23 protein-coding genes are annotated in these 23,008 nt (G+C 64.4%); 13 read left to right on the plus strand and 10 right to left on the minus strand.

What is annotated here, in order from left to right:
- The first annotated feature begins 46 nt into the window (after nucleotides 1-46).
- Nucleotides 47-742 carry a sulfate transporter family protein gene (locus LB525_RS14635; protein WP_224545133.1) on the plus strand — a complete coding sequence of 232 codons (696 nt, stop codon included), beginning with the start codon at nucleotides 47-49 and terminating at the stop codon, nucleotides 740-742.
- Here the strand turns inward: LB525_RS14635 and LB525_RS14640 are convergent.
- The 5 genes from LB525_RS14640 to LB525_RS14660 all read right to left on the minus strand — a co-directional run bounded on the left by LB525_RS14640 (nucleotide 739) and on the right by LB525_RS14660 (nucleotide 4,490).
- Nucleotides 739-1,545 (minus strand): isocitrate lyase/phosphoenolpyruvate mutase family protein, encoded by an 807-nt coding sequence (locus LB525_RS14640; RefSeq protein ID WP_224545134.1) that lies wholly within the window; start codon nucleotides 1,543-1,545, stop codon nucleotides 739-741. The two genes, LB525_RS14635 and LB525_RS14640, sit on opposite strands and share 4 nt — an antisense overlap.
- A gap of 79 nt (nucleotides 1,546-1,624) precedes the next feature.
- Nucleotides 1,625-2,413, minus strand: coding sequence for a hypothetical protein (locus tag LB525_RS14645; protein ID WP_224545135.1), 789 nt, complete (start codon nucleotides 2,411-2,413; stop codon nucleotides 1,625-1,627).
- 130 nt (nucleotides 2,414-2,543) lie between these two features.
- Nucleotides 2,544-3,203 (minus strand): HAD family hydrolase, encoded by a 660-nt coding sequence (locus LB525_RS14650; RefSeq protein WP_224545136.1) that lies wholly within the window; start codon nucleotides 3,201-3,203, stop codon nucleotides 2,544-2,546.
- Nucleotides 3,204-3,689 carry a dUTP diphosphatase gene (gene dut / locus LB525_RS14655; protein WP_224545137.1) on the minus strand — a complete coding sequence of 162 codons (486 nt, stop codon included), beginning with the start codon at nucleotides 3,687-3,689 and terminating at the stop codon, nucleotides 3,204-3,206.
- A gap of 330 nt (nucleotides 3,690-4,019) precedes the next feature.
- Entirely contained in the window at nucleotides 4,020-4,490 is a 471-nt protein-coding gene (locus LB525_RS14660; protein ID WP_095766090.1) for an Lrp/AsnC family transcriptional regulator, read from the minus strand.
- 115 nt (nucleotides 4,491-4,605) lie between these two features.
- On the opposite strand from LB525_RS14660, the gene LB525_RS14665 reads away from it, so the two are divergent.
- The 4 genes from LB525_RS14665 to LB525_RS14680 all read left to right on the plus strand — a co-directional run bounded on the left by LB525_RS14665 (nucleotide 4,606) and on the right by LB525_RS14680 (nucleotide 8,126).
- Nucleotides 4,606-4,860 (plus strand): DUF6356 family protein, encoded by a 255-nt coding sequence (locus LB525_RS14665; protein WP_040994452.1) that lies wholly within the window; start codon nucleotides 4,606-4,608, stop codon nucleotides 4,858-4,860.
- A 16-nt stretch (nucleotides 4,861-4,876) separates the two neighbouring features.
- A complete protein-coding gene (locus LB525_RS14670) occupies nucleotides 4,877-5,677 on the plus strand; it encodes a class II glutamine amidotransferase (protein ID WP_224545138.1) in 801 nt (266 codons plus the stop codon).
- 148 nt (nucleotides 5,678-5,825) lie between these two features.
- Nucleotides 5,826-6,626, plus strand: a complete 801-nt coding sequence (locus LB525_RS14675; RefSeq protein ID WP_224545139.1) for a class II glutamine amidotransferase — start codon at nucleotides 5,826-5,828, stop codon at nucleotides 6,624-6,626.
- Nucleotides 6,627-6,752: 126 nt separating this feature from the next.
- Entirely contained in the window at nucleotides 6,753-8,126 is a 1,374-nt protein-coding gene (locus LB525_RS14680; RefSeq protein ID WP_224545140.1) for an amidase, read from the plus strand.
- On the opposite strand, the gene LB525_RS14685 is transcribed toward LB525_RS14680, so the two are convergent.
- Nucleotides 8,120-9,193, minus strand: coding sequence for an NAD(P)/FAD-dependent oxidoreductase (locus tag LB525_RS14685; RefSeq protein WP_224545141.1), 1,074 nt, complete (start codon nucleotides 9,191-9,193; stop codon nucleotides 8,120-8,122). The two genes, LB525_RS14680 and LB525_RS14685, sit on opposite strands and share 7 nt — an antisense overlap.
- Before the next feature lie 62 nt (nucleotides 9,194-9,255).
- The gene (locus tag LB525_RS14690; protein ID WP_224526954.1) at nucleotides 9,256-11,070 is read right to left on the minus strand and encodes a winged helix-turn-helix domain-containing protein; all 1,815 of its coding nucleotides are present in this window, start codon (nucleotides 11,068-11,070) and stop codon (nucleotides 9,256-9,258) included.
- Nucleotides 11,071-11,273: 203 nt separating this feature from the next.
- Between LB525_RS14690 and LB525_RS14695 the strand changes: the two genes are divergently transcribed.
- The 4 genes from LB525_RS14695 (at nucleotide 11,274) to LB525_RS14710 (ending at nucleotide 14,125) form a co-directional block, all read left to right on the plus strand.
- Nucleotides 11,274-11,555, plus strand: coding sequence for a DUF4242 domain-containing protein (locus LB525_RS14695; RefSeq protein ID WP_140843940.1), 282 nt, complete (start codon nucleotides 11,274-11,276; stop codon nucleotides 11,553-11,555).
- A 15-nt stretch (nucleotides 11,556-11,570) separates the two neighbouring features.
- Nucleotides 11,571-12,086 carry a hypothetical protein gene (locus LB525_RS14700; protein ID WP_140843938.1) on the plus strand — a complete coding sequence of 172 codons (516 nt, stop codon included), beginning with the start codon at nucleotides 11,571-11,573 and terminating at the stop codon, nucleotides 12,084-12,086.
- A gap of 71 nt (nucleotides 12,087-12,157) precedes the next feature.
- Nucleotides 12,158-12,409 carry a DUF1127 domain-containing protein gene (locus tag LB525_RS14705; RefSeq protein ID WP_224526952.1) on the plus strand — a complete coding sequence of 84 codons (252 nt, stop codon included), beginning with the start codon at nucleotides 12,158-12,160 and terminating at the stop codon, nucleotides 12,407-12,409.
- Nucleotides 12,410-12,532: 123 nt separating this feature from the next.
- Nucleotides 12,533-14,125, plus strand: a complete 1,593-nt coding sequence (locus tag LB525_RS14710) for a peptide chain release factor 3 (protein ID WP_224545142.1) — start codon at nucleotides 12,533-12,535, stop codon at nucleotides 14,123-14,125.
- A 167-nt stretch (nucleotides 14,126-14,292) separates the two neighbouring features.
- Here LB525_RS14710 and LB525_RS14715 read toward each other — a convergent pair whose 3' ends face one another.
- The gene (locus LB525_RS14715; protein ID WP_224545143.1) at nucleotides 14,293-14,760 is read right to left on the minus strand and encodes a VOC family protein; all 468 of its coding nucleotides are present in this window, start codon (nucleotides 14,758-14,760) and stop codon (nucleotides 14,293-14,295) included.
- 271 nt (nucleotides 14,761-15,031) lie between these two features.
- Between LB525_RS14715 and ilvD the strand changes: the two genes are divergently transcribed.
- Complete coding sequence (gene ilvD / locus LB525_RS14720) at nucleotides 15,032-16,876, plus strand: dihydroxy-acid dehydratase (RefSeq protein ID WP_224526950.1); 1,845 nt, start codon at nucleotides 15,032-15,034, stop codon at nucleotides 16,874-16,876.
- A gap of 192 nt (nucleotides 16,877-17,068) precedes the next feature.
- Here ilvD and LB525_RS14725 read toward each other — a convergent pair whose 3' ends face one another.
- On the minus strand, nucleotides 17,069-18,823 hold the full coding sequence (locus tag LB525_RS14725) for an ABC transporter ATP-binding protein (protein ID WP_224545144.1): 1,755 nt from the start codon (nucleotides 18,821-18,823) through the stop codon (nucleotides 17,069-17,071).
- A gap of 176 nt (nucleotides 18,824-18,999) precedes the next feature.
- On the opposite strand from LB525_RS14725, the gene LB525_RS14730 reads away from it, so the two are divergent.
- Nucleotides 19,000-20,280: an amidohydrolase family protein gene (locus LB525_RS14730; protein WP_224526946.1), complete on the plus strand. Its 1,281-nt coding sequence runs from the start codon at nucleotides 19,000-19,002 to the stop codon at nucleotides 20,278-20,280.
- Nucleotides 20,281-20,361: 81 nt separating this feature from the next.
- On the plus strand, nucleotides 20,362-21,282 hold the full coding sequence (locus tag LB525_RS14735; protein WP_224526943.1) for a DMT family transporter: 921 nt from the start codon (nucleotides 20,362-20,364) through the stop codon (nucleotides 21,280-21,282).
- 84 nt (nucleotides 21,283-21,366) lie between these two features.
- Here LB525_RS14735 and LB525_RS14740 read toward each other — a convergent pair whose 3' ends face one another.
- Nucleotides 21,367-22,269: a phosphotransferase family protein gene (locus tag LB525_RS14740; RefSeq protein WP_224526940.1), complete on the minus strand. Its 903-nt coding sequence runs from the start codon at nucleotides 22,267-22,269 to the stop codon at nucleotides 21,367-21,369.
- A 96-nt stretch (nucleotides 22,270-22,365) separates the two neighbouring features.
- Between LB525_RS14740 and LB525_RS14745 the strand changes: the two genes are divergently transcribed.
- Nucleotides 22,366-22,998 (plus strand): class I SAM-dependent DNA methyltransferase, encoded by a 633-nt coding sequence (locus LB525_RS14745; RefSeq protein ID WP_224526937.1) that lies wholly within the window; start codon nucleotides 22,366-22,368, stop codon nucleotides 22,996-22,998.
- Nucleotides 22,999-23,008 lie beyond the last annotated feature (10 nt).

A 23,008-nucleotide genomic window follows, 5' to 3' on the forward strand; every position in this document is an offset into this window, starting at 1 on the left:
CTGCTTATCTGCGAAGCGTCTTTTTCAATGAGGGATTGAAGACGCTGTGATCCTCGACGCCGCCCGCGCTGCCGCCAGCCGGTTGTTCTCTCCCGAATTCCGCTCCGTCTTTCTAAAGACGCTGGGGCTGACGCTGCTCGCTCTGCTGGCGCTCTGGGTCGGTTTGGAGAGCCTGCTCGAATGGCTGGCCTGGCCATGGCTGCAAACGCTGCTTCCAGGCCTGCCGTCCTGGGCCGGGTGGCTGGGCGGCATCATTGCCGGCATCGTTCTGGCTGTGGGCTTGGCCTTGCTCATCGCGCCGGTGACCGCAATCGTCGCCGGCCTGTTCCTCGACGATGTCGCCGAAGTGGTCGAACGTACCGACTACCCCAACGATCCGCCCGGCCGCGCCGTGCCTGCGCTGCATTCGCTTGCGCTGGCCGTCAAATTCTTCGGCGTGGTCGTCCTTGGCAACATCGTCGCGCTGCTGCTGTTGCTGGTGCCGGGCATCAACATTGCCGCGTTCTTCATCGTCAACGGCTATCTGCTGGGCCGCGAATTCTTCGAATTCGCCGCCATGCGGTTTCGTCCCGAGCCAGAGGCCAAGGCGTTGCGCCGCAAACATGCCGGCACGGTGTTCCTGGCCGGACTGGTCATCGCCATGTTTCTTGCCGTGCCGCTGCTCAACCTTCTGACGCCGCTTTTCGCGGCTGCCATGATGGTGCACCTGCACAAGGCGGTTTCGGCGCGGGAACTGCTTTAATCGGTGCCGCCGCGGAACAGCGCCTGCAGCTTGCCGAACGGCATCGCCGCCCGGGCGAAGCCGAAGGTGCCGTCCTGCTGGATTTCGCGCGCCGCGGTCTCCAGCATGCCATAGGCGAAATTGGTCAGCCACGGTCCGAGCGAGATACGCTTGGCTCCGGCCGTGGCAAGGTCGGCAATGGTGAAGCCGGGTCGGGCCATCACATTGACCGGCCGGGTTACCGACGAGCAGATCGTGCGCACCATTTCGACGTCGCCGATGCCCGGCGCGTAGAGCACGTCCGCGCCGGCTTTCTCGAAAGCCTGAAGCCGCTTGATGGTGTCGTCGAGGTCTGTCTTGCCCCACAGGAAATTCTCGGCCCGCGCGGTGAAGACGAAATCGTGCTTGAGCGCCCGGGCCGCCTCGACGGCGGCAGCGACGCGCTCCGTCGCTAGCGAGAAATCGTAGATCGGATTGCCAGGGTCGCCAGTGTGGTCCTCGATCGAGCAGCCGGCGAGACCGGCGGCTTCGGCCGCGAAGATGGTTTCGGCCGCCTGTTCTGGGCTGTCCCCCTTGCCGCGCTCCAGATCGGCCGAAACCGGCAGCTCCGTCGCGGCCGTCACCTCGCGGCAATGATGGATCATGGCTTCGAAGGTCACGGCGCCGTCCGGCAGGCCGCGCGAGAAGGCGAAGCCGGCGCTGGTCGTCGCCAGCGCCTTGAAGCCGAACGAAGAAAGAAGCTTTGTCGTGCCTATGTCCCAGGGATTGGGCATGACGAAGGTGGAGGCGTGCAGATCGCGAAAAATCTTGCCCTTGTCGTCCATGGCAGGTCCTCAATCATGAGTTGGGTCGTGCGGGGAATTTATAGCGGCCGCTTGAACCGGGCAAACGAATGCTTCCGGCTCAGAAACGTTTGGCGTTTTCTGCTGACAATTTCTCGAAAGCGTCGGAATTCCTTACGTAACGCGATCTGGCTTTATTCCAGCGATAGGTGACGGAAATGTCGTGCGAGACCGCCTTGGGCGCCGGCTCCTCGCAACTCTCGCCGCTCGGCTTGGTGGCATCGGTCACCGTCACTTTGATCGCGGCGTAGGGTTTGTCGCCGCCGAGCGTCCGGAAGGACAGGTCCTGCGTGCGCTTGTAGGCGCAGACATTCTCGTCGAACGTGTTGATCTGGTCGATAGGCTCGAAGCGGTCGTCGCGGACCAGGATCAGGATCGTGCCGACATAGCCCTGGTTCGAATTGAAATGTGTGCTCATGGTGATGAGCGCGTCGTCGCCCGCACCGATCGGGAGTTTTCCTGGATCGCGAAAATAGGTGCTCCGGTCGGTTCCGACATTGACGGCGTCGAGCAGCCTCGGCTTGCCGGTGAGATCGTAGAGCGCCAGCGCGGCAAATCCTTCGGCGCTATCCTGCGCCTGGCCGAGGTCGAGAAGCATCGCCAGCCGGTCCTTGCCGCCGGCCTTGATGGCCAGCACCGCCGCATTCGGCAGGTTGACGGCCTCGGGCGGCGATCCGCCGTCGTCGCCGCCGAGGATGTCGCGCATCTCGATCGGTGCGCCGCCTGTGTAGAAACCGTCGCCGCCGGACTTGAGATCGGGCACGATCATTTTGGCGAGGTCGAAATAGGTGACGTCCTGGTGCCCGGGAACGGCGCTGTTCAGTTCCGGAAAGCTGACGGCCTGCGCCATCGCGGCCGCGCACACGCATGGCAGCAGCAGGCATGCAAATATGAAACGGCATAAGGTGGAAATCACCGGCCGCGCCCCCTCGGATGCGCTCACGCTAGCACGGCGCGTTGCGATGCGCAGCCGGGTGCGATCAGCGGATCGGCACGAGCCCGGCAAGGTCGCGCATATCGTCGAACAATATGCCGCCGGCCGCCGCCAGGCCATCGCGATCGGAGAGCGGATCGGCGTAATAGGAGAACACCCGCATGCCGGCGGCAATGCCGGCCTGGGTACCGGCGACGCTGTCCTCGATGACGATGCAGTCGGCCGGCGCGAAGCCCATCGTCCTTGCCGCATGCAGAAAGAGATCCGGGAACGGCTTGCCTCGGCTGACCATGGTGGACGAGAACATCGCATGCTCGAACAGCGGCAACAGCCCGGTCTGGCCCAGCGTGATGTGCATCTTCGCGACGCGCGCCGAGGAGGCGACGCAATAGGCGATGCCCGCGGCCCGCACCTTATCGATGAAGTCGCGCACATAAGGGATCGCTTCGACCCCGTCTGAAAAAAGGTCCGGCAGGCCGGCATTCCAGCGCTCGACGAAGTCGGCGCCGAGCCGCACCTCGGTCGTCTCTTCGATCTCCTTCTGCACCGAGGCCATGCTGCGGCCGGAGAAGTTCTTGCGGCAATATTCGAAGGTGGTCGTAAACCCGGCGACGGTCAGCCATTCGGCGAGGCGCCTGTTGGCAAGGTTCTCGGTGTCGACCAGGACACCGTCGCAGTCGAAAATAACGAGCTTGGGGATTGCCATTCAAGCGGTGCCGGTCGACCCGAAGCCGCCTGCGCCGCGCGCCGTGCCGCCGGCCAATGCTCTTTCCTCGACCGCAACCTGGGTCACGGCCGCGAAAACGATCTGGGCAATGCGCATGCCGCGCGTCACCGAGAAATCCTCGTCGCCGAGATTGACCAGCAGCACCTTCACCTCGCCGCGATAGTCGCTGTCGACGGTGCCGGGCGTATTGAGGACGGTGAGCCCATGCTTGAAGGCAAGGCCCGAGCGCGGCCGCACCTGGCCTTCCATGCCTTCCGGGATTTCCAGGACGAGCCCGGTCGGCACCAGCGCGCGTTTTCCTGGCAGGATGAGCAGCGGCCGGTCCTCCGGCACCGCGGCGCGCAAATCTATGCCGGCGGCGCCCGAGCTCTCATAGGCAGGTAGAGGCAGGCCTTCGCCATGCGGAAGCCTGACGAAACCGACGGTGGGGCCGATGACGGAGGAAGAATGGACAGCCGTGCGCATGAAATCGATCCTATCGGCGCGTGCGGCGATTCGGTCAACTCGCCCGCCATACTATCAACGGCTTTCTTTCTGGCGTGACTATGGCCTCGCGGTCTACTTTGGCGATTGGCGAAAACACTCGTCACTTCGTCATCCACGGGCGGAGCAAGGAGCGAAGCGACGCGGCGCAGACCCGAGGATCCATTCCGTGACCTCAAAGCGTCGCAACGGTGCAGAATTCTGCTCCGCCGCAGTCTCTGATCGAGGTAACGGAATGGATCCTCGGGTCTCCGCGTCCGCTTCGCTCCCGCTCCGCCCGTGGATGACGAAGTCGCGGAGGCCTCGGCCTATCTAGCGCAGTTCCACCGGCACCACGGTCGTCTCCTTGATCTCCTCCATGACGAAGGAGGCCGAGACGTCCGACAGCGCCACTTTGGCGATCAGCCGCTGGTAGAGGCGGTCATAGGCCTTCACGTCGGCGACGCGGGCCCTCAGCACATAGTCGAGGTCGCCCGACATGCGGTAGACGCCGGTGATCTCGGCAAAGCCGGTAACCGCCGCGCGGAATTTCTGCAACCAGTCCGGGTCATGGTTGGAGGTGCGGACCAGGATGAAGACGGACAGCCCAAGCCCAAGCTTGTCGGCATCGACCAGCGCGACGCGGCCGGTGATGACGCCATCTTCCTCCAGCCGCTTGACACGCCGCCAACAGGCATTGCGCGAAAGCGCCACCCGCTCCGACAGCTGGTCGACCGACAGCGTGCCGTCGCGTTGCAGCTCAGCCAGCAATCTTCGATCAATCTCATCGATTTCCGTCGCCATGTTGGGATGAATGTCCCACAAAACATCGAAAAGCAAGGACCATTTGGGACCAATGAACCAAAGCCGTATGGCACGATACTCATTATCGGGACTCATCCCGGCAGGAGGGATCACCATGACGACACGGTTTACGGCACTGTTCACGGCTCACCCGGAGAAGGTCGGCGAGACCTATTTCGGCCATATGGCTTTCGCCGCCTGGTTCTGCTCGCGCCTGTCGATGGCGGCGGGCGCCGCGCTCGTTCACGCTTTCTTGCCATTTCTGTTCGAGACTACGGCCAGCCGAATCGTTCGCGAGCTCTATGAGCGCACGCACAACAGGGGCTCGCATGCGGTGAAGGAGCCGAAGGCTCTCCTGGACCGCGCCTGATAGATGGTGGAAAGCGATGTGCCGGTGGGCGGCCTATCTTGGTGAAGCGGTCTTCCTCGAAGACATCATCACCGCGCCCTGCCATTCGCTGATCGCCCAGAGCCACTGCGCCCAGGAAGCCAAGTCGCCGACCAATGGCGACGGCTTTGGTCTGGCCTGGTATGGCGACCGGCCCGAGCCCGGACTCTACCGCGACATCCTGCCGGCATGGTCCGATCCCAACCTCAAGAGCCTCTGCCGGCAGATCAAGTCGGGCCTGTTCCTCGCCCATGTGCGCGCTTCGACCGGCGGCGCCACCAGCCGCATGAACTGCCATCCCTTCGTCTCGGGCCGCTGGTCGTTCATGCATAACGGCCAGATCGGCGGTTTCGAAAGGATCCGCCGCGCGCTGGAGAACTCGCTCTCCGACGAAGTCTTCGACCAGCGCGATGGCACCACCGATTCCGAGCTCTTTTTCCTCTTGATGATCGACCAGGGACTGGCGAGCGACCCGCAGGGCGCGGTCTCGCGGGCAACCGGTCGCGTCATCGAAGCCTCGCGCCGGGCCGGCATCGAGCCCTCCTTGAAACTTACGGCGGCCTTTTCGGATGGCGAGGCGCTGTACGCCGTCCGCTATGCCACCGACGGCCATGCGCCGACGCTTTATACCGGCGCCTTCGCGAAGCGCGAGGGCCATTGCATCGTCTCGGAACCCTTCGACCGCGACGGCGGCGAGTGGCGGGCTATACCTCCGGCGAGCTTCGTCACCATGACGAGGGACGGCACCGGCATCCGGCCGTTCGCGCCGGCGGCGGCCCCGCTGGCGCTGGTCGGCTGAAGCAAGATCCAGGCTGCCGGATGCAGGCAGAGATCAGCAAAACGTAAGCGCGGCGTAAGGACACCCAGGCTTCCTCCTGTCATCCGTGGCGCTCGACGGATCGCGAATCCATTCGCGCGCCCAGAACGCATCGACAGAGGATCAAACAATGTGCAGGTGGGCAGCCTATCTCGGCGATGCGATCTTCCTCGAGGACGTCATCGCCGCACCCTCCCATTCCCTGATCGTTCAGAGCCATGGCGCGAAGGAGGCGAAATCGCCGACCAATGCCGACGGCTTCGGCGTAGCCTGGTACGGTGACCGGCCGGAACCCGGCCTTTACCGCGATGTCCTGCCGGCCTGGTCCGATACCAATCTCAGGAGCCTTGGACACCAGATAAAATCCGGCCTGTTCCTGGCCCATGTGCGCGCCTCGACAGGCGGCGTCACCAGCCGCGCGAACTGCCATCCCTTCGTTTCGGGCCGCTGGTCGTTCATGCATAACGGCCAGATCGGCGGCTTCGAGAAGATCCGTCGCGCGCTCGAGAATTCCCTCTCCGATACGTTGTTCGACCAGATCGAAGGCAGCACGGATTCCGAACTGTTCTTTCAGCTTATGATCGGCGAAGGCCTGGCGCAGGACCCGCAAGGTGCGGTGTCGCGCGCCACCAGTCGCGTCCTTGAGGCTGCGCGCGGTGCCGGCATCGAACCGTCGCTGAAGTTGACGGCTGCGTTCAGCGACGGTCGGGCGCTTCACGCCGTTCGCTACGCCACCGACGAGCATGCTCCGACGCTTTATACCGGCGCCTTCGCCAAGGGAGTAGGTCGCTGCATCGTTTCCGAGCCGTTCGATCGCGACGGCCGGACCTGGCACGAGATTCCACAGTCGAGTTTCGTCACCATGACCCGCGACAGCACCAGCATCAAGCCTTTCGCGCCGGCGGCCGTCCAGTTGGCTCTCGCAGGGTGAGGGAAATCGGTACTTGGCGCAATTTCGATCAAGCGCTCGCGAGCTTCGGATGCTGAATTCGGCTTGAAGCCGCGCCCTCATCCGCCATGTTCAAGGCGAAGCGCGGCAAGCAGCCGGAGTGTGCATATGGATATCGGGTTTTCGTCGACTGCCGAGCTCGCGGCAGCCATTGCCCAGCGAAAAATTTCGGCGATCGAGGCGCTCGATGCGCAGCTTGCCCAGATCGACCGGCACAACGGGGCGGTCAACGCTGTCGTCATCTTCGATCGCGAACAGGCGCGGGCACGTGCCCTGCTGGCCGATGCGGCAACGGCGCGCGGCGACACGCTCGGTCCGCTGCATGGGGTGCCGTTCACGCTGAAGGATGCGCACGAGACGGCGGGCATCAGGACCACCGCCGGCTTCCCGCCTTTTGCTGACTACATGGCTAGGCAGGACAGCCCTGTGGTTGAAAGGCTGAAAGCAGCCGGCGCCATACTGGTCGGCAAGACCAACGTCGCCACTATGCTGGGCGACTGGCAGTCCGACAACCCGCTGTTCGGGCGCACTCGCAATCCCTGGGATCCGTCGCGCACGGCCGGCGGCTCAAGCGGTGGCGCGGCCGCGGCAGTAGCGACAGGCATGACTCCGTTCGAAGTCGGCACCGACATGCAGGATTCCATACGCTTGCCCGCTGCTTTCTGCGGCGTCTATGGCTTGAAGCCGACTGAACATCGCGTGTCGCTGGCCGGCGCCTTTCCCGATCCGGGCGGCATGCCGCGCAGCGTGCGGCTGATGTCATGTGTTGGCCCGCTTGCTCGCAACATCGAGGATCTGGCGCTGATCTATCGGATCATTGCGGGACCGGACCGCGCGGACACCGACCTGGCGCCCGTGCCGGTTGAGCCGATGCCGAAACTCGAACTCAAGTCGTTGCGCATCGCCGTGGCCGAATCTTTCCCGGGCTTCCCGGTTGCCACCGAAATCCGTGTCGCCGTCGAAAGCCTGGCCGCGAAGCTGGCCTCGGCGGGCGCGGTTGTGGAGAACGCGAAATTGCCGAAGCTCGACCTGCACGACGATTTGTCCGAAGGCGGTGCATTGATCGGCATGATGTTGGAAGCCGCGCAGCCGGAACCGCCGGAGCAGCCGACGCCGGTGTCGCGCTGGTTCGCCGCGCTTGCCCGCCGCGACCGGTCGATCTTTGCCTGGGAGCGGTTCTTTGACAGCTGCGATGCCTTGCTCTGCCCGGTCGCCATGACCACGGCCTTCCCGCACTGCAAGCCGGGCAGCCCTCTCAAGGTCAACGGCAAAGAGGAGAGCTACTGGATGCTGCCGGCCTATGGCGCGGTGTTCAACTATTCCAGCCATCCGGCGCTCGCGTTCCCTTGTGGGCAGGACCGCGACGCCTTGCCGATCGGCCTTCAATTGGTCGGCAGGAAATGGTCGGAAGCGCGGCTGCTCGGCATTGCAGCCGCGATTGCGTCGCTCACCGGCGGGTTTCACCGGCCTCCTGGCTACTGAGCGAAACGCGACAGCGCGTAGGGTTCAAGCAACGCATCGCGCTCGTCGTCGAGGATTTCGCCGGCCGCAAACAGGCCTATCGCCGGCGCCAGGGTGATGCCGGAATGGGTGACGGCGACGTAGAGGCCGCCGACGCCTTCCGCGCGGCTGACGATCGGGAAACCGTCGACCGGCGTCGGACGGTAGCCGATCGTGTGGAAGTCGAATTCCAGCCCGCTGGCGTCGCGCAGCATCGCTTTCGTCGCGGCGAACAGCACCTGCGCGGCGGCCTCCGGATTCTCGCCCGGATCGCCGCCGCCGAAATCCGAGCCGGCGATGATACGGCCGTCGGCGGTTTGGCGCATATGCAGTCTGTCGGCCAGCACCAGCCCGTTGAGCAGCTTTGGGTGCGGTCGCGAATGCACGATCAGGCCGGGCGGGGTCTCGATCGGCAGCTTGATGCCTGCAGTCGTGGCGATCGCCGGAGCGCCGGCGCCCGCTGCGATCACCACCTCGTCGGCGCCGATGATCTCGCCCGAAGCGACGACGCCCGTGACCTTGCCGTTGACCAGCGCCAGCCTGTCGACGGTTCCCGTGACGACCCGCGCGCCGCGCCGTTCGGCGTCGGCCAGCAGCGCCTTCGTGGTCGCCACAGGCTCGGCCACGCCTTCCTGCGCGACATAAAGCGCAAACTCGGGAAGCTCTGCCAAATTGGGCTCGATGCGCGCCGCCTGTTCGCGCCCGACCCGTTCGATGCCATAGCCCCAGGACGAATGCTCGGCCGCATAGGCCTCGAGCCTGTCCGCGGGCAGGTCGAAGCACAGGCCGCCGCACCACGCGACCGGCAGGCCGGGCAGGTCGTTCGCCAGCCGTTTCCATTCGGCCATGGCGCGGATGCGCAGCCGGAAATAGGTTTCCGGATTGCCCCAGCTTGCATTGATCCAGGCAAAGGAATTCGGCGTGGCGACACCGCCGGCGCCGCTTTCCGAAACCACCGTCACCCGCGCGCCGGCTTTCATAAGATGCCAAGCGATCGAGGCGCCGATGATGCCGGCGCCGATGACGATGACTTGCTTTGCGCTGCTCATGCCGGACCTTTGAGAGAGATTTCCCTCTCATGCCACCGCGCCGAGCAGACCTCAAGTGAGAGCTAGACGCTGCCCGCCGCTACCGCCTGCGCCCCGGCAATCAGGCCCTTCAGCTCGTCGCAGCGCCGCATGAGCCGTGAAGAGTCGACTTTCTTCGCAATCGCGAGCGCGGTGCCGAGCTCCAGCTCAGCGCCGGAACGATCGCCCATCCTGATGAGCAGCGCCGCGAGCGACAGCCGGGCGTCAGCGACATTGATCGGCGAGCCGATCTCGTTCCAGTGCGAGCATGCGATCTGCAGCTCCCGGGCAGCCTCGGCGGGGCGCTCTTCCTGCATGAAAAGCTCCGCTTTGGCTTCCGCGGTCAGCGCCTGGATGGAGGCCATCGGCCAGCGCTGCGGCTGGGTCTCCAATTCGGCGATCACCTCCTTCGCCCGCTCGCGCCGATTGGTCCGCGCCGCCACCTTGGCGAGCGTGGCGAGGACCATGCCTCGCCGCTGCAAGGTCGGCCAGCCATTGCCCACCAGGGAACGTTCGAGAGCGCTGAAAGCGGCCTCCGCCTGCCCTTGCTCCAGTTGCAGCAGCGCAAGTCCGGGCTGCGGATCCCAGCCTGCTGCGTGCGATGCGCGGTAGGCCGTTTCGGCTTCCGTGAATTCTCCGGCCGCCAGGTGAATGTCGCCCAGCACGCGCAAGGCGTCGCCGGTCGCCCAGGGCGCGTCGAGTGCGAGCTGGTCGAGTGCCGCGCGCACAAGCGCTTCCGCCTCCTTCAGCGTGCCATGAACGCCGAGCACTTCGGCGCGATGCAGCCGGCACGAGCCCGAAAGGTCTTCCAGCCCGTGTCCCCTGCACCAATCTTCGTAGCCGAGCGTCCATTGGTTGGCGCGCGACCAGTCGCCGAAATTCCGGCAAGCCCACAGAATGTTGCAGTAGAGGATCCCGCCGACGATCGGGTCGACATCGCTGGACAGGCCGAGCGCGGCGGCAAGGTCCTGATCCTCCTGCCCGGCTTTGGTTTCACCGAGACACAGCTTGAAGAAGCCGCGATAGATAAGGCCGAGCGACTCCACCACCGGATCGTCGAGGTGCCTGCCGACCGCGAAGGCTTGCTCAGCCAGCGCAAGCGCCTGTTCCGGCTCGGCTTCCGCGCCCATGATGCGCGCCCCCATCCAGCACCAGAGACCGTGCTCCCTGCTGTCGGAAGCGGTATCGATCAACTGCGCGGCGCGCTTGTGCCAGCCCTTGGCGACGGCAAGCTCGCCTCTCTCGAGATGGATCCTGGCGAGGGTGATTGCGGGGGAAGCCGCGCGCAGTCGCTCGCCGGCCACGCCGTAAGCCGTCACCGCGCGCGCCAGAAGCGGAATGGCTTCGGCCGGCCGGCCCATGCATTCCAGCGCCAGCGCCCATTCCTCGAGATCGGCCGTCAGCAGCTCGTCGGCGGCATCCGCCTGCGTGAAAGAGGCCGCGGCGTCATGCCATTTCCTCGCTGCAACGGCAGCCCGCGCCGACAGAATTGGCAGGCCGGGGATCGAGGGCCTGCCGCCCCCATCAGCCGGCGCCGGCCTGGTTTGCAAGGCGGCCGGCTGATCGAGGCAAATCCGGTAGCCGAAGCGGGGCAGGTTGCGCAGCGCCGTCTCCATGCCGCCCTGGCGAAGGATGCCGCGGGCAAGGCTCGCGACGCGCTGCAGCGAAGCCTCGGTCACCGTCACGTCGGGCCACAGCCTCTCAAGCAATTCGTCCTTGCTCAAGGCGCGCTCCTTATGGCGCAGCAGGACGGCGAAGAAATCGAAGACCAGGGGCTGCACCTCGATCTCGCTTCCGGCGAGGCGAAGGGCGCGGGACTCCTCATTGAGTTCGAAGTCGCCGAAGCAATAAATTCCCATCGGCAGCAATCCCTGTAACGGCAATAGGCAAAGGATCAGAATAAGATAAGGGCGGCGTAAGGACTGTTGGCCGCCTCTTTCGTAATTCTCCGTCTGCCTGGCGGGCCAAGCTGCAGTTTAGCTCAGCGGCCCCCGGGATGTCACGGGCACCGACCTGGTCGGGCGCCCGGTGGCATTTGAACCCAGATCAAGGAGATTATGATATGCACAAATACATCATCGAACGCGAGATTCCCAAGGTCGGCACCTTCGAGCGCGAGCAGCTTCGCGATGCGTCCAAGGCCTCAAATGCCGTTCTGGCCGAGCTTGGCCCCGACATCCAGTGGGTCGAATCCTTCGTGGCGGACGACAAGACCTTTTGCGTCTATCTCGCCAAGGACGAGGCGATCATCCAGCGTCATGCCAAGATGAGCGGCTTCCCGGCAACGAAGATCACGCAGGTCAAGCGCCTGTTCGATCCGACGACGGCTTACGCCGCAGCCTGACGGGGAGGATCGATCGTGAAGCGCTTTGCCGAAATTGTCCTTGCCGTCGGCGCCTCCGCGCTGTTTTGCGGCACCGCGGTCGCCCACGACATGCCCGATCCGGTGCTCAACCGGTCTCGGGAGATGGCGGCCAAGTATTTCGACATCGAGGTCGCCAAGGCGGACGGCTATCGGCAACTGTTCGAATGCACGACGCATGACCAGCACGGAACGATGGGCGTCCACTTCATCCATCCCGAGCGGGCCGGCGACGGCAGGCTCGTGCTCGGCGAGCCAGATGTGCTGACCTACGAGCCGGAGGCCGATGGCTCGATGCAGCTCGTCGGCATGGAATACATCGTCTTCGAAAAGGACTGGAAGGGCAAAGGTGTACCCGAATTCCTCGGCCGCACCCTGCAGCGCAAGACGACGGTGGGAGTCCATCCGGTGGACCCGTATTACGAGCTCCATGTCTGGCACTGGCGGCACAACCCGGCCGGCATGTTCGCCGACTGGAACCCTTATGTGAGCTGCGAGCACGACCGGTCCTGACACGCGCAGCGTCTTCGGGAGGGCCTGCACGGCCCTCCCGATCCTTTCGTTCAAACAAAAGGAAGATGATCATGCCATCCCTTCGCATGGGAATGAAGCCCGTCGCCCGCTCATCCGTTAACGGGCGTTTCTTCGCGACAGCCGTCGAAATATGCCGTTCCGGCCTGCGCGTCCTCGCGCGGATGGTCCGCATTCGCAGGGATCGCGCCTGGCTGGACGAGCTGCCGGACTACCTGTTGCGCGACATCGGTATCAAACGCTTGGAAATATCGTCGGTCACCAGGTACGGCGGCAAGATCGATCGCGACGGAATGTGGAATTGAGGACCAAGGTCTTTTGCCGACGGCACGTCTCTCTGCTGCGCCGGTCGAACCGGTCTCTCCAAAACCGTCGACACGCCGGACAAGCGCTGCTAGAAGCCCGCGCCACAGACAGGATTCCAGAAATTGGCAGAAGACATCGAACAGGCGGTATCGCGCCGCCGCACCTTCGCGATCATCGCGCACCCTGACGCCGGCAAGACCACGCTCACCGAAAAGCTGCTGCTGTTCGGCGGCGCCATCCAGCTCGCCGGCGAGGTTAAGGCCAAGAAGGACCGCATCCAGACCCGGTCCGACTGGATGAAGATCGAGCGCGAGCGCGGCATCTCGGTCGTTACCTCGGTGATGACCTTCGAATATGACGACAACGTCTTCAACCTGCTCGACACGCCCGGCCACGAGGATTTCGCCGACGACACGTATCGCACGCTGTCGGCGGTGGATTCGGCGGTCATGGTCATCGACGCCGCCAAGGGCATCGAGCCGCGCACGCTGAAATTGTTCGAGGTCTGTCGGCTGCGCGACATTCCGATCATAACCTTCGTCAACAAGATGGACCGCGAGAGCCGCGATCCGTTCGAAATCCTCGACGAGATCGAGCAGAAGCTGGCGCTGGACACCGCGCCCGTCACCTGGCCGATCGGCCGTGGCAGGACCTTTTCCGGCACCTACCACCTGGCGCTGAACGCGGTGCGCAAGGGCGACGCGGAAAAGGAGCGCACGCCGGTCAACGGGCCCGATTCCAACCGCGTCGCCGGCCTTTTGCCCGAAAACGAGCGCGAAGCCTTCATCGAGGAACTGGAACTCGCGCGGGAGGCTTGTCGCCCGCTCGACGTGGAAGCCTTTCGCGAAGGCCACCTGACGCCGGTCTATTTCGGCTCGGCGTTGCGCAATTACGGCGTGCGCGACCTGATCGAGGCGCTCGGCGCCTACGGCCCGCCGCCGCGCGCCCAGGAAGCCGACGAGCGAACGGTCGAGGCGACGGAGGAGAAGATGACCTCCTTCGTCTTCAAGATCCAGGCCAACATGGATCCGAACCACCGCGACCGCATCGCCTTCGTCCGCGTCTGCTCGGGCAAGCTTGAGCGCGGCATGAAGGCCAAGCTGGTGCGCACCGGTAAGCCGATGAGCCTGTCGGCGCCGCAGTTCTTCTTCGCCCGCACCCGCGTCACCGCCGACGAGGCCTTCGCTGGCGACGTCGTCGGCATCCCCAACCACGGCACGCTGCGCATCGGCGACACGCTGACCGAAGGCGAGGAGATCCTGTTCCGCGGCGTGCCGAACTTCGCGCCCGAAATCCTGCGCCGCGTGCGCCTCGGCGACGCCATGAAGGCCAAGAAGCTGAAGGAAGCGCTGCACCAGATGGCCGAGGAAGGCGTCGTGCAGCTGTTCTCACCCGAGGACGGCTCGCCGGCCATCGTCGGCGTCGTCGGCGCGCTGCAGCTCGACGTTCTGAAGGAACGGCTGAACATCGAATACACGCTGCCGGTTGATTTCGAGATGTCGCGTTTCTCGATCTGCCGCTGGATCTCGGCCGACGACAAGGCGGAAGTCCAGCGTTTTATCGAGGCGCATCGCGGCGACATCGCCCGCGACCTCGACAACGACCCGGTCTTCCTCGCCCAGCACGCCTTCTCGCTCAACTACGAAGCCGAGCGCTGGAAAGCGATCCGCTTCACCGCGGTCAAGGATTACCAGGTGCGCGGCAAAGCGGCGTGAGTGTTTCTCCCTTCCCCCCCTTGTGGGGGAAGGTGGCCTCGCGAAGCGAGGTCGGATGAGGGGTGTTCCAGGGAACACCGACGCCTCACTCCGCTGGAACACCCCTCATCCGTCTCGGCGCGACGCGCCGATCCACCTTCTCCCACAAGGGGAGAAGGAAAAAGTGCTCACCCCTTCGCCGCCGCTTCCAGTTTGTCGATTTCGATCTTGCCCATCTGCATCATCGCGGACATCACGCGGCCGGCTTTCTCGCGGTCCGGATCCTGAAGCAGCCGCGGCAGTTGCTCCGGCACGACCTGCCAGGAAACCCCGAACTTGTCCTTCAGCCAGCTGCAGCGTCCCGGTTCGCCGCCTTCGGTGAGCCTGGTCCAGAAATGATCCACCTCTTCCTGCGTCTTGCAGTCGATCGACAGCGAGATCGCTTCGGTGAACTTGTATTGCGGCCCGCCGTTGAGGGCTTGGAATTGCACGCCGTCGAGCTCGAACGAGGCGACCAGCACCTGGCCTTCCTGGGGATGGCCTTTGGGCCAGCGCGTCACGCTCAGCACCTTCGAATTCTTGAAGATGGAGATGTAGTGATTCATGGCCTCCTCGGCCTGGTCGTCGAACCACAGGAAGGTGGTGATCTTCTGCATGCCTTGCTCCTCGGGCTTCATGTTGGCTTCGTTGTCAAACGGTTCGGTGGCGATTTCGTGCCATTTCGATGCCGTCTGCCTCAAGGACGCTTCAGCGAAGCGTCATCCGACAGCGGCAACAAAAATTTTCTGAAAAGCGCAAATTTGCCGAAGCATGCTGTCGCAGCGCAAAATGGTGGTCATGCCGAGACATGGCCGCTATAACCGCTGCCGACTAAATTCGAGCGCCGCCCGCCGCGCATCGGTGTGGCCAGCCAGCAAGGACAATCGAATGCCCGCCTATCGTTCCCGCACCACCACCCATGGCCGCAACATGGCCGGCGCTCGCGGCCTCTGGCGCGCCACCGGCATGAAGGATTCGGATTTCGGCAAGCCGATCATCGCGGTGGTCAATTCCTTCACCCAGTTCGTGCCGGGCCATGTCCATCTGAAGGATCTCGGCCAGCTCGTCGCGCGCGAGATCGAGAAGGCTGGCGGCGTCGCCAAGGAGTTCAATACCATCGCGGTCGACGACGGCATCGCGATGGGTCACGACGGCATGCTCTATTCGCTGCCGTCGCGCGAGCTGATCGCCGATTCCGTCGAATACATGGTCAACGCGCATTGCGCCGACGCCATGGTCTGCATCTCCAACTGCGACAAGATCACCCCCGGCATGCTGATGGCCTCGCTGCGCCTCAATATCCCGACCGTCTTCGTTTCCGGCGGTCCGATGGAGGCCGGCAAGGTGGTGCTGGCCGGCAAGGCGCAGGCGCTCGATCTGGTCGACGCCATGGTCGCGGCCGCCGACGACAAGATCTCCGATGAGGACGTCAAGGTCATCGAGCGCTCGGCCTGCCCGACCTGCGGCTCCTGCTCCGGCATGTTCACCGCCAATTCGATGAACTGCCTGACCGAGGCGCTGGGTCTGTCGCTGCCGGGCAACGGCTCGACCTTGGCCACCCATGCCGACCGCAAGCGCCTGTTCGTCGAGGCCGGCCATCTCATCGTCGATCTCGCCCAGCGCTATTACGAGCAGGACGACGAGACGGCACTGCCGCGCAGCATCGCCTCCAAGGGCGCCTTCGAGAACGCCATGGCGCTCGATATCGCCATGGGCGGTTCGACCAACACGGTGCTGCATATTCTTGCCGCCGCGCATGAAGGAGAGGTCGACTTCACCATGGAGGACATCGACCGGCTGTCGCGCAAGGTGCCGGTGCTCTGCAAGGTGGCGCCGGCCAAGTCCGACGTGCACATGGAGGACGTCCACCGCGCCGGCGGCATCATGGCCATCCTCGGCCAGCTCGACGAGGCCGGTCTGATCAATCGCGACCTGCCGACGGTGCATACGGCGACCCTCGGCGAGGCCCTCGACCACTGGGATATTTCGCGCACCTCTGCCGAAAACGTCCGCGACTTCTTCCTCGCCGCTCCCGGCGGCGTGCCGACCCAGGTCGCCTTCAGCCAGGACCGCCGCTGGGACGAACTCGATCTCGACCGTGAGAAGGGCGTCATCCGCTCGGCCAGGACGCCGTTCTCGAAGGATGGCGGTCTTGCCGTCTTGAAGGGCAATCTGGCGCTCGACGGCTGCATCGTGAAGACTGCCGGCGTGGATGAATCCATCCTGAAATTCACCGGCCCGGCCCGCGTCTTCGAAAGCCAGGACGCCTCGGTCAAGGCGATCCTCGGTAACGAGATCAAGGCCGGCGACATCGTCGTCATCCGCTACGAGGGACCGCGCGGCGGCCCCGGCATGCAGGAGATGCTCTACCCGACCAGCTACCTGAAGTCGAAGGGCCTCGGCAAAGCCTGCGCGCTGATCACCGACGGCCGCTTCTCCGGCGGCACGTCGGGCCTTTCCATTGGCCACGTCTCGCCGGAAGCCGCCGAAGGCGGCGCCATCGGCTTGGTCCAGGAAGGCGACACGATCGAGATCGACATACCCAACCGCACTATTCGCCTCGCCATCAGCGATGCCGAGCTCGAAGCGCGCCGGGCTGCGATGAACGCCAAGGGCGCAGACGCCTGGAAGCCGGCCGAGAAGCGCAAGCGCAAGGTGACGACGGCATTGCGTGCCTATGCGGCTTTCGCCACCAGCGCCGACAAGGGCGCGGTGCGCAAAGTGCCGGAGTAAGGAGCGCTTCCCCTTCTCCCCTTGGGGAGATGGTGGATCGGCGCGCAGCGCCGAGACGGATGAGGGGTGCTCCAGCGGAGCGAGACGCTCGCAAATTCCGACTGGATGAACGGCGCCACCAAGCTGGAACACCCCTCATCCGTCGCCTTCGGCGACACCTTCTCCCGCAGGGGGAGAAGGAGAGGCGCTGCGTCACGGCATCAGCTGATATTCATAAAGCTTCTGGTAGAGCCCGCCCTGCTTGAGCAGCGTCTTGTGCGGGCCGCTTTCCACTACTTTGCCCTTTTCCAGCACCACGATCGTGTCGGCTTGGTGCACGGTCGACAGCCGGTGCGCGATCACGATCGTCGTGCGCCCGACGGTAAGCTGCTGCAGCGCGTCGCGGAACAGCGCTTCCGATTCGGCATCGAGCGCGCTGGTCGCCTCGTCGAGCAGCAGGATCTCGGCGTTGCGCAGCATGGCGCGCGCGATCGAAATGCGCTGGCGCTGGCCTCCGGACAACAGCGAGCCGTTCTCGCCGACCTCCGTGTCGTAACCCTTGGTCATGGCGCTGATGAAGTCATGCGCGTTGGCGGCCTTGGCGGCGGCGATCACCTCTTCGTCGGTCGCGTCCTCGCGGCCGAGGCGGATGTTGTGCATGACGGTGCCGGCAAACAGGAACGTGTCCTGGCTGACATAGGCGATCTTGCGCCTGAGCGAATCGAGCGTCGCGAACGAGATGTCCTGGCCGTCGAACATCACCTTGCCGGTCTGCGGATCATACATGCGCATGATCAGGTTCAGGATCGTCGACTTGCCGCTGCCCGACGGTCCGACCAGCGCCGTCATCTTGCCGGCGTCAAGCGTCAGGTTGAATCCTTCGAACACCGGAGGGCTTTCCGGATAGGCGAAGCTGACATTGTCGAAGCGGATTTCGCCCGGACCGGGTTGGAGCGGCGTGGCGCCGGGTTTCTCGGCCAGCGTCAGCGGCCGGTCGGCGAGCTGGAACATCATGCGCACGCCGACAATGCCCGTCTCCAGCGAGATGCGGACGCGGGCCAGGCGCTTTGCCGGCTCATAGGCCAGCAGCAGCGCGGCGATGAAGGCCATGATGTTGCCCGGCATCTGGCCGCCCTGCAGCACCAGCAGGCCGCTGACCAGCACGGCGCCGGCAATCGCCAGCCCGGCCAGCGTTTCCATCACCGGGCTGGTGGCGGCTTCCAGCGTGGCGATGTTGTTGGCACGGGTTTCGACGTCCGACACCGCCTTGTGCATGCGCTTGCGCATAGCGGCTTCGAGATTGAAGGATTTGACGACCCGCACGCCGATCGCCGTTTCCTGCATCACATGCACGATCTGGCCGAGCGAGATGAATTCCATCGCCGCGATCTTGCGGACGCGTCTCAGGATGCGGTTGACGCCGTAGATCGCCACCGGTCCGACGACGAAGCAGATCAGCGACAGCGCCGGCTGTTGCCAGACCATGACCATCACCAGCACAACCAACGTCACCAGGTCGCGCACATAGGACGTGACGACGAGGTCGAGCACGCTGCGCGCCGCCTGCGCGTTGTTGGTCATGCGGGTGATCAGGTCGGAAGACGAGGTCGAATGGTAGAATTCGATGCCTTGCGCCAGGATACGGTCGTAGATCTTGCGCTGCCGGTCGGCAATGATGGCATTGCCGACGCGGCTCATGAAATAGGTCTGGACGAAAGTCGCGATGCCCTTGAGAACAAAGATCGCCGCCACACCCCCGGCAATCAGGTTGACGCGGTCTATCCGCTTATAGACCACGAACTCGTTGGTGATTTCGCGCAGGATCCAGGCGCTTGCCCCCGTCATGAGGGCGACCACCAGCATCGACAATATGGCCGCGCCATAGCCGAACTTATGGTCGTGGAAGGATTCTCTTACCAGCCTCGCGATGAGGCGTTGGTTTTCCGTCGAGCGGAAGAAGCGAAACAACGGCCGATCCTATGGCTGGCTGTGAGAAATTCGGATTCGCCACAAGGGCGCGTGGCGGCTTATAGAGCGAGTTGAGGCCGGATGGAACCTTTCGCCGTCGAGGGAAAGAAAAGGCTGCGGCAGGCTGTCTTTTCGGTCACGATAGCAGCCGATTCTGGTATTGGGGACGACGGCAGATGGATTTCGACTTGATCGTGCGCGGCGGCACGCTGCCGGATGGCAGGATTGCCGACATAGGGATTGCGGGCGAGACCATCGTCGCGATCGAACCAAAGCTCCAGGGTTCGGCGCCGGCCGAAATCGACGCGAGCGGCAATCTCGTCTCGCCGCCTTTCGTTGATCCGCATTTCCATATGGACGCCACGCTCTCCTACGGCATTCCGCGCATCAATGCGTCGGGCACGCTGCTCGAGGGCATCGCGCTCTGGGGCGAGCTGAAGCCGCTTTTGACGCATGAGGCCGTGCGCGAGCGCGCGCTCGCCTATTGCGACTGGGCCGTGTCGATGGGCCTGCTCGCCATCCGCAGCCATGTCGATGTCTGCGACGACCGGCTGCTCGCGGTGGAAGCCCTGCTCGATGTGAAGAAAACCGTCGCGCCCTATATCGACCTACAACTGGTCGCGTTTCCGCAGGACGGCCTCTACCGCTCGCCGAATGCTCGTGAAAACACCATCCGCGCGCTCGACATGGGCGTCGACATCGTCGGCGGCATCCCGCATTTCGAGCGCACCATGGCCGAGGGCGCCCGCTCGGTGACCGAGCTTTGCGAGATCGCGGCCAAACGCGGCCTGATGGTCGACATGCATTGCGACGAGACTGACGATCCGCTGTCGCGCCATATCGAGCAGCTGGCCTATGAAACGCAGCGCCTTGGGTTGCAGGGCAGGGTGGCCGGCTCGCACCTCACATCGATGCATTCGATGGACAATTATTACGTCTCGAAGCTTTTGCCGCTCATCGCCGAGGCCGGTGTATCGGCAATCCCAAATCCGCTGATCAACATCATGCTGCAGGGGCGCCACGACACCTTCCCGAAGCGGCGCGGCCTGACCCGTGTCAAGGAGATGCAGGCGCTCGGCATCCGCGTCGGCTGGGGCCAGGATTGCGTGCTCGATCCCTGGTATTCGCTGGGCACCGCCGACATGCTCGACGTCGCCTTCATGGGCCTGCATGTCGCGCAGATGTCGAGCCCGGCCGACATGGCGCGCTGCTTCGACATGGTGACCAACGTCAACGCCGCCATCATGGGGCTCGATCATCTGGGCCTTGCCGTCGGCAAGCGGGCGAGCCTCGTTGTGCTCGATGCCGGCAATGCGATCGAGGCCGTTCGCCTGCGCCCCGAACGCCTCTGCGTCATCGCCAGGGGCAAAGTGGTGGCTGAGCGGACGAAGCAGGAAACGCGGCTTTCGATCGCGGGACGGCCGGCGCAGGTGAACAGGCGGCATAAGGCCGGCTAGAACCAGCCGATTTCCGCCGCTGGTCTTACCGATCGCCCCATTTTCCCTCGTCAAGCCGGCCGCTTGCGGCTAGGGAGCGGCATGGCCTTGCTCGCCCGAAATTTCACGATCAGGAACATGTTGCTCGCCGGCATCCTCTTGATGCTGGCCGGCGACTTCATGTTCGCGCTGAACGACGCGATGGGCAAATGGCTGGTCGCCTCCTTTTCAGTCGGGCAGGTGGTGCTGATCCGCTCGATCGGCGCCTTCATCGTGCTGGGCCCGATGATCGCCAACCAGGGCACGGCCAGGCTGTTTCACATGGACCGGCCGGTTTTGCAGTTCCTGCGTGTCGTGGCCACCACCGCCGATACCGGGCTTTTCTACGCCGCGGTCGTCTACCTGCCGCTCGCCGACGTAATGAGCTTCTACATGGCCGGGCCGATCTATGTCGCGGCGCTGTCGCACTTGCTGCTCGGCGAAAAGGTCGGCTGGCGGCGCTGGCTGGCGATCCTGGTCGGCTTCTGCGGCGTGCTGATCATTCTCAAGCCGTCCTCGGCGGCCTTCTCGCTGTCATCGGCCTTCGCGCTGGTGGGCAGTATCGCCTTCGGCTTTGCCATCATCCTCGGCCGCCTCCTGCGCGGCACCAGCGACACGACTTTGGTGACCTGGCAGACGATCGGCACGCTGATTGTCGGCGGCCTGCTCACCATCGGTGCTTGGCGCACGCCGTCGGCGCTCGATTTCGGCGCCATGCTACTACTCGGTGTCGTCTCCTGCGCCGCGCATCTGATGATCACGAGGGCGCTGAAGCTGGCGCCGGCCTCGACGCTGGCGCCGCTGCACTACAGCCTGCTTCTGTGGGCGGTGGTCTTCGGACTGGCCTTCTTCGGCGACATGCCCGGCCCGCGCATTCTCGTCGGTGCCGCCATCGTCGTGCTTGCCGGCATGTTCATCTTCCATCGCCAGAAGGTGGTGGAGACCGAGGTGCCGCCGGAGAACGTGCTGAAGGGCGTGAATTAATGCATGTCGCGCAAAAGTGTGCAGCGGTTTTGCGATAACGACATGTATGAAAACAAAAGCTTGAAGGCTTGGCTTTTCCGGTGCCTAACCCGCGCGCACGGCAGCGAGGTGCCGCGAAAATTCCGCGGTCTCCATCAGCGCCTTGCAGCGGGCAAAGCGACCGTCGGCATAGGCGCGGAAATCGTCGGCCGGATTGTCGTTGGCGAGCTGGATCAATCCCCAGAGCGTCCATAAAAGGTCGCACATCGCCTTGTAGATGACGATACGTCCGCGCGCCGCCGGCCTCGCCTCGCCGCCGAAATAGGCGCGCATCAGTTCCTCATCCTGGTCCGCATCGAACCGGCCCTCGACCGAAAGGTCGCCGAGGTCCCACAGCGGATCGTTCATGCCGGAATATTCCCAGTCGACGATCCACATCCGCTCGCCCGTATCGAGGAAATTTTCGCACAGCGGATCGCAGTGGCAGGCGGCGAGCGGGATGGCGTGCGCGGCAAGCGCGGCGCGCACCGCGCCTGCCTCGCGCACCACGTCGTGATAGCCGGCGGGCAGCGCCACGTCCTTCGTCGATAAGACCTTGAGATAGTCGTCGATCATCGCGAACAATTCGAAGCGGAAGGGGAACACCGCGCCCGAAGCATGCAGCTTGCGGAAGGCGTAGCCCGCTCGCGCGGGGCTGCCCGACCGCGCCTTGAATTTCTCCGGCGACATCGTCTCGGCACCGGCGATGAAGCGCGTCGCCATCAGGCCGGACGCCGGATCGGCATAAAGCACCTCGGGGCTGACTCCGGCCCTGGCCGCTTCGCGTGCCGCCACTGCCTCGTTGGTGCGGTTGATATATTCTTCCGTGCCCTTGCCGGGAATGCGCAGACACGCTTCGCCGGCCCGGTAGACCTTGTTGGTCAGGCCGGCCAAACGCTCCAGCGGCCCGTCATAGCCTGCCAGCGCCGGAATGGTGGCCAACGCGGCGCGCGCCTCGTCCATCGTCATCCCCTTTACCATCACACGATGTTTTACAGCGGAACGGTTCCACAGTTTTTGCCGCTTGGCTACCATTGCGGATACGAATCGGCGGCGGGAGCAGAAATGGCGGACGGCAAGCACAGCGGCTCGCTAAGCGCGGCCTACGCCGCGAAGCGGCCTGAGGAAGTGGCGGCGATCTATGACAGCTGGTCCGAGACCTATGATGCCGACATGTCGGCCGCCGGCTATCGCCACCCGACGATCTGTCTGGCGCTGCTTGCCAGGCACCTGCCGCGCGGCGCCGAACCCTTGCTCGATGCGGGCGCCGGCACCGGCCTGATCGGCGAATGGCTGGCCATCACCGGCTATCCGAAGGTCGAGGCGCTCGACATCTCGCAAGGCATGCTGGACAAGGCCGACGCCAAGGGCGTCTACAGTGCACTGCATCGCCTGGCGATGGGCGATACTTTGCCCTTCGCCGACGGCGCCTATGCCGGCATTGTTTCGGCGGGCGTCTTCACCTCGGGCCATGTCGGGGCTGAGGGACTGGACGAGTTGATCCGCATCTGCCGCCCAGGCGGGATCATCGTGCTGACCGTCAAGAACACGCTGTGGCAATCAGGCTTCGCCGAGCGCATTGCCGGACTTGAGGTTCAGGGCAGGTTGAAGCGCCTCGAGGAAACGGCGCCCTACGCCTCGATGCCGGGCGAGTCCGATACCGTGCCGAGCAGGGGACTTGTGCTGCGTGTCAGCTGACCGTTTCGTC

This window comes from Mesorhizobium sp. CA16 (assembly GCF_020165175.1).
Classification (GTDB): domain Bacteria; phylum Pseudomonadota; class Alphaproteobacteria; order Rhizobiales; family Rhizobiaceae; genus Mesorhizobium.

Bases quoted from the DNA above. Each gene is read 5' to 3' on its own strand.
- LB525_RS14640 (WP_224545134.1), bottom strand. From the start codon at position 1,545: ATGGACGACAAGGGCAAGATTTTTCGCGATCTGCACGCCTCCACCTTC.
- LB525_RS14645 (WP_224545135.1), bottom strand. From the start codon at position 2,413: ATGGCGCAGGCCGTCAGCTTTCCGGAACTGAACAGCGCCGTTCCCGGG.
- LB525_RS14650 (WP_224545136.1), bottom strand. From the start codon at position 3,203: ATGGCAATCCCCAAGCTCGTTATTTTCGACTGCGACGGTGTCCTGGTC.
- dut (WP_224545137.1), bottom strand. From the start codon at position 3,689: ATGCGCACGGCTGTCCATTCTTCCTCCGTCATCGGCCCCACCGTCGGT.
- LB525_RS14660 (WP_095766090.1), bottom strand. From the start codon at position 4,490: ATGGCGACGGAAATCGATGAGATTGATCGAAGATTGCTGGCTGAGCTG.
- LB525_RS14665 (WP_040994452.1), top strand. From the start codon at position 4,606: ATGACGACACGGTTTACGGCACTGTTCACGGCTCACCCGGAGAAGGTC.
- LB525_RS14670 (WP_224545138.1), top strand. From the start codon at position 4,877: ATGTGCCGGTGGGCGGCCTATCTTGGTGAAGCGGTCTTCCTCGAAGAC.
- LB525_RS14675 (WP_224545139.1), top strand. From the start codon at position 5,826: ATGTGCAGGTGGGCAGCCTATCTCGGCGATGCGATCTTCCTCGAGGAC.
- LB525_RS14680 (WP_224545140.1), top strand. From the start codon at position 6,753: ATGGATATCGGGTTTTCGTCGACTGCCGAGCTCGCGGCAGCCATTGCC.
- LB525_RS14685 (WP_224545141.1), bottom strand. From the start codon at position 9,193: ATGAGCAGCGCAAAGCAAGTCATCGTCATCGGCGCCGGCATCATCGGC.
- LB525_RS14690 (WP_224526954.1), bottom strand. From the start codon at position 11,070: ATGGGAATTTATTGCTTCGGCGACTTCGAACTCAATGAGGAGTCCCGC.
- LB525_RS14695 (WP_140843940.1), top strand. From the start codon at position 11,274: ATGCACAAATACATCATCGAACGCGAGATTCCCAAGGTCGGCACCTTC.
- LB525_RS14705 (WP_224526952.1), top strand. From the start codon at position 12,158: ATGCCATCCCTTCGCATGGGAATGAAGCCCGTCGCCCGCTCATCCGTT.
- LB525_RS14715 (WP_224545143.1), bottom strand. From the start codon at position 14,760: ATGCAGAAGATCACCACCTTCCTGTGGTTCGACGACCAGGCCGAGGAG.
- ilvD (WP_224526950.1), top strand. From the start codon at position 15,032: ATGCCCGCCTATCGTTCCCGCACCACCACCCATGGCCGCAACATGGCC.
- LB525_RS14730 (WP_224526946.1), top strand. From the start codon at position 19,000: ATGGATTTCGACTTGATCGTGCGCGGCGGCACGCTGCCGGATGGCAGG.
- LB525_RS14735 (WP_224526943.1), top strand. From the start codon at position 20,362: ATGGCCTTGCTCGCCCGAAATTTCACGATCAGGAACATGTTGCTCGCC.
- LB525_RS14740 (WP_224526940.1), bottom strand. From the start codon at position 22,269: ATGACGATGGACGAGGCGCGCGCCGCGTTGGCCACCATTCCGGCGCTG.
- LB525_RS14745 (WP_224526937.1), top strand. From the start codon at position 22,366: ATGGCGGACGGCAAGCACAGCGGCTCGCTAAGCGCGGCCTACGCCGCG.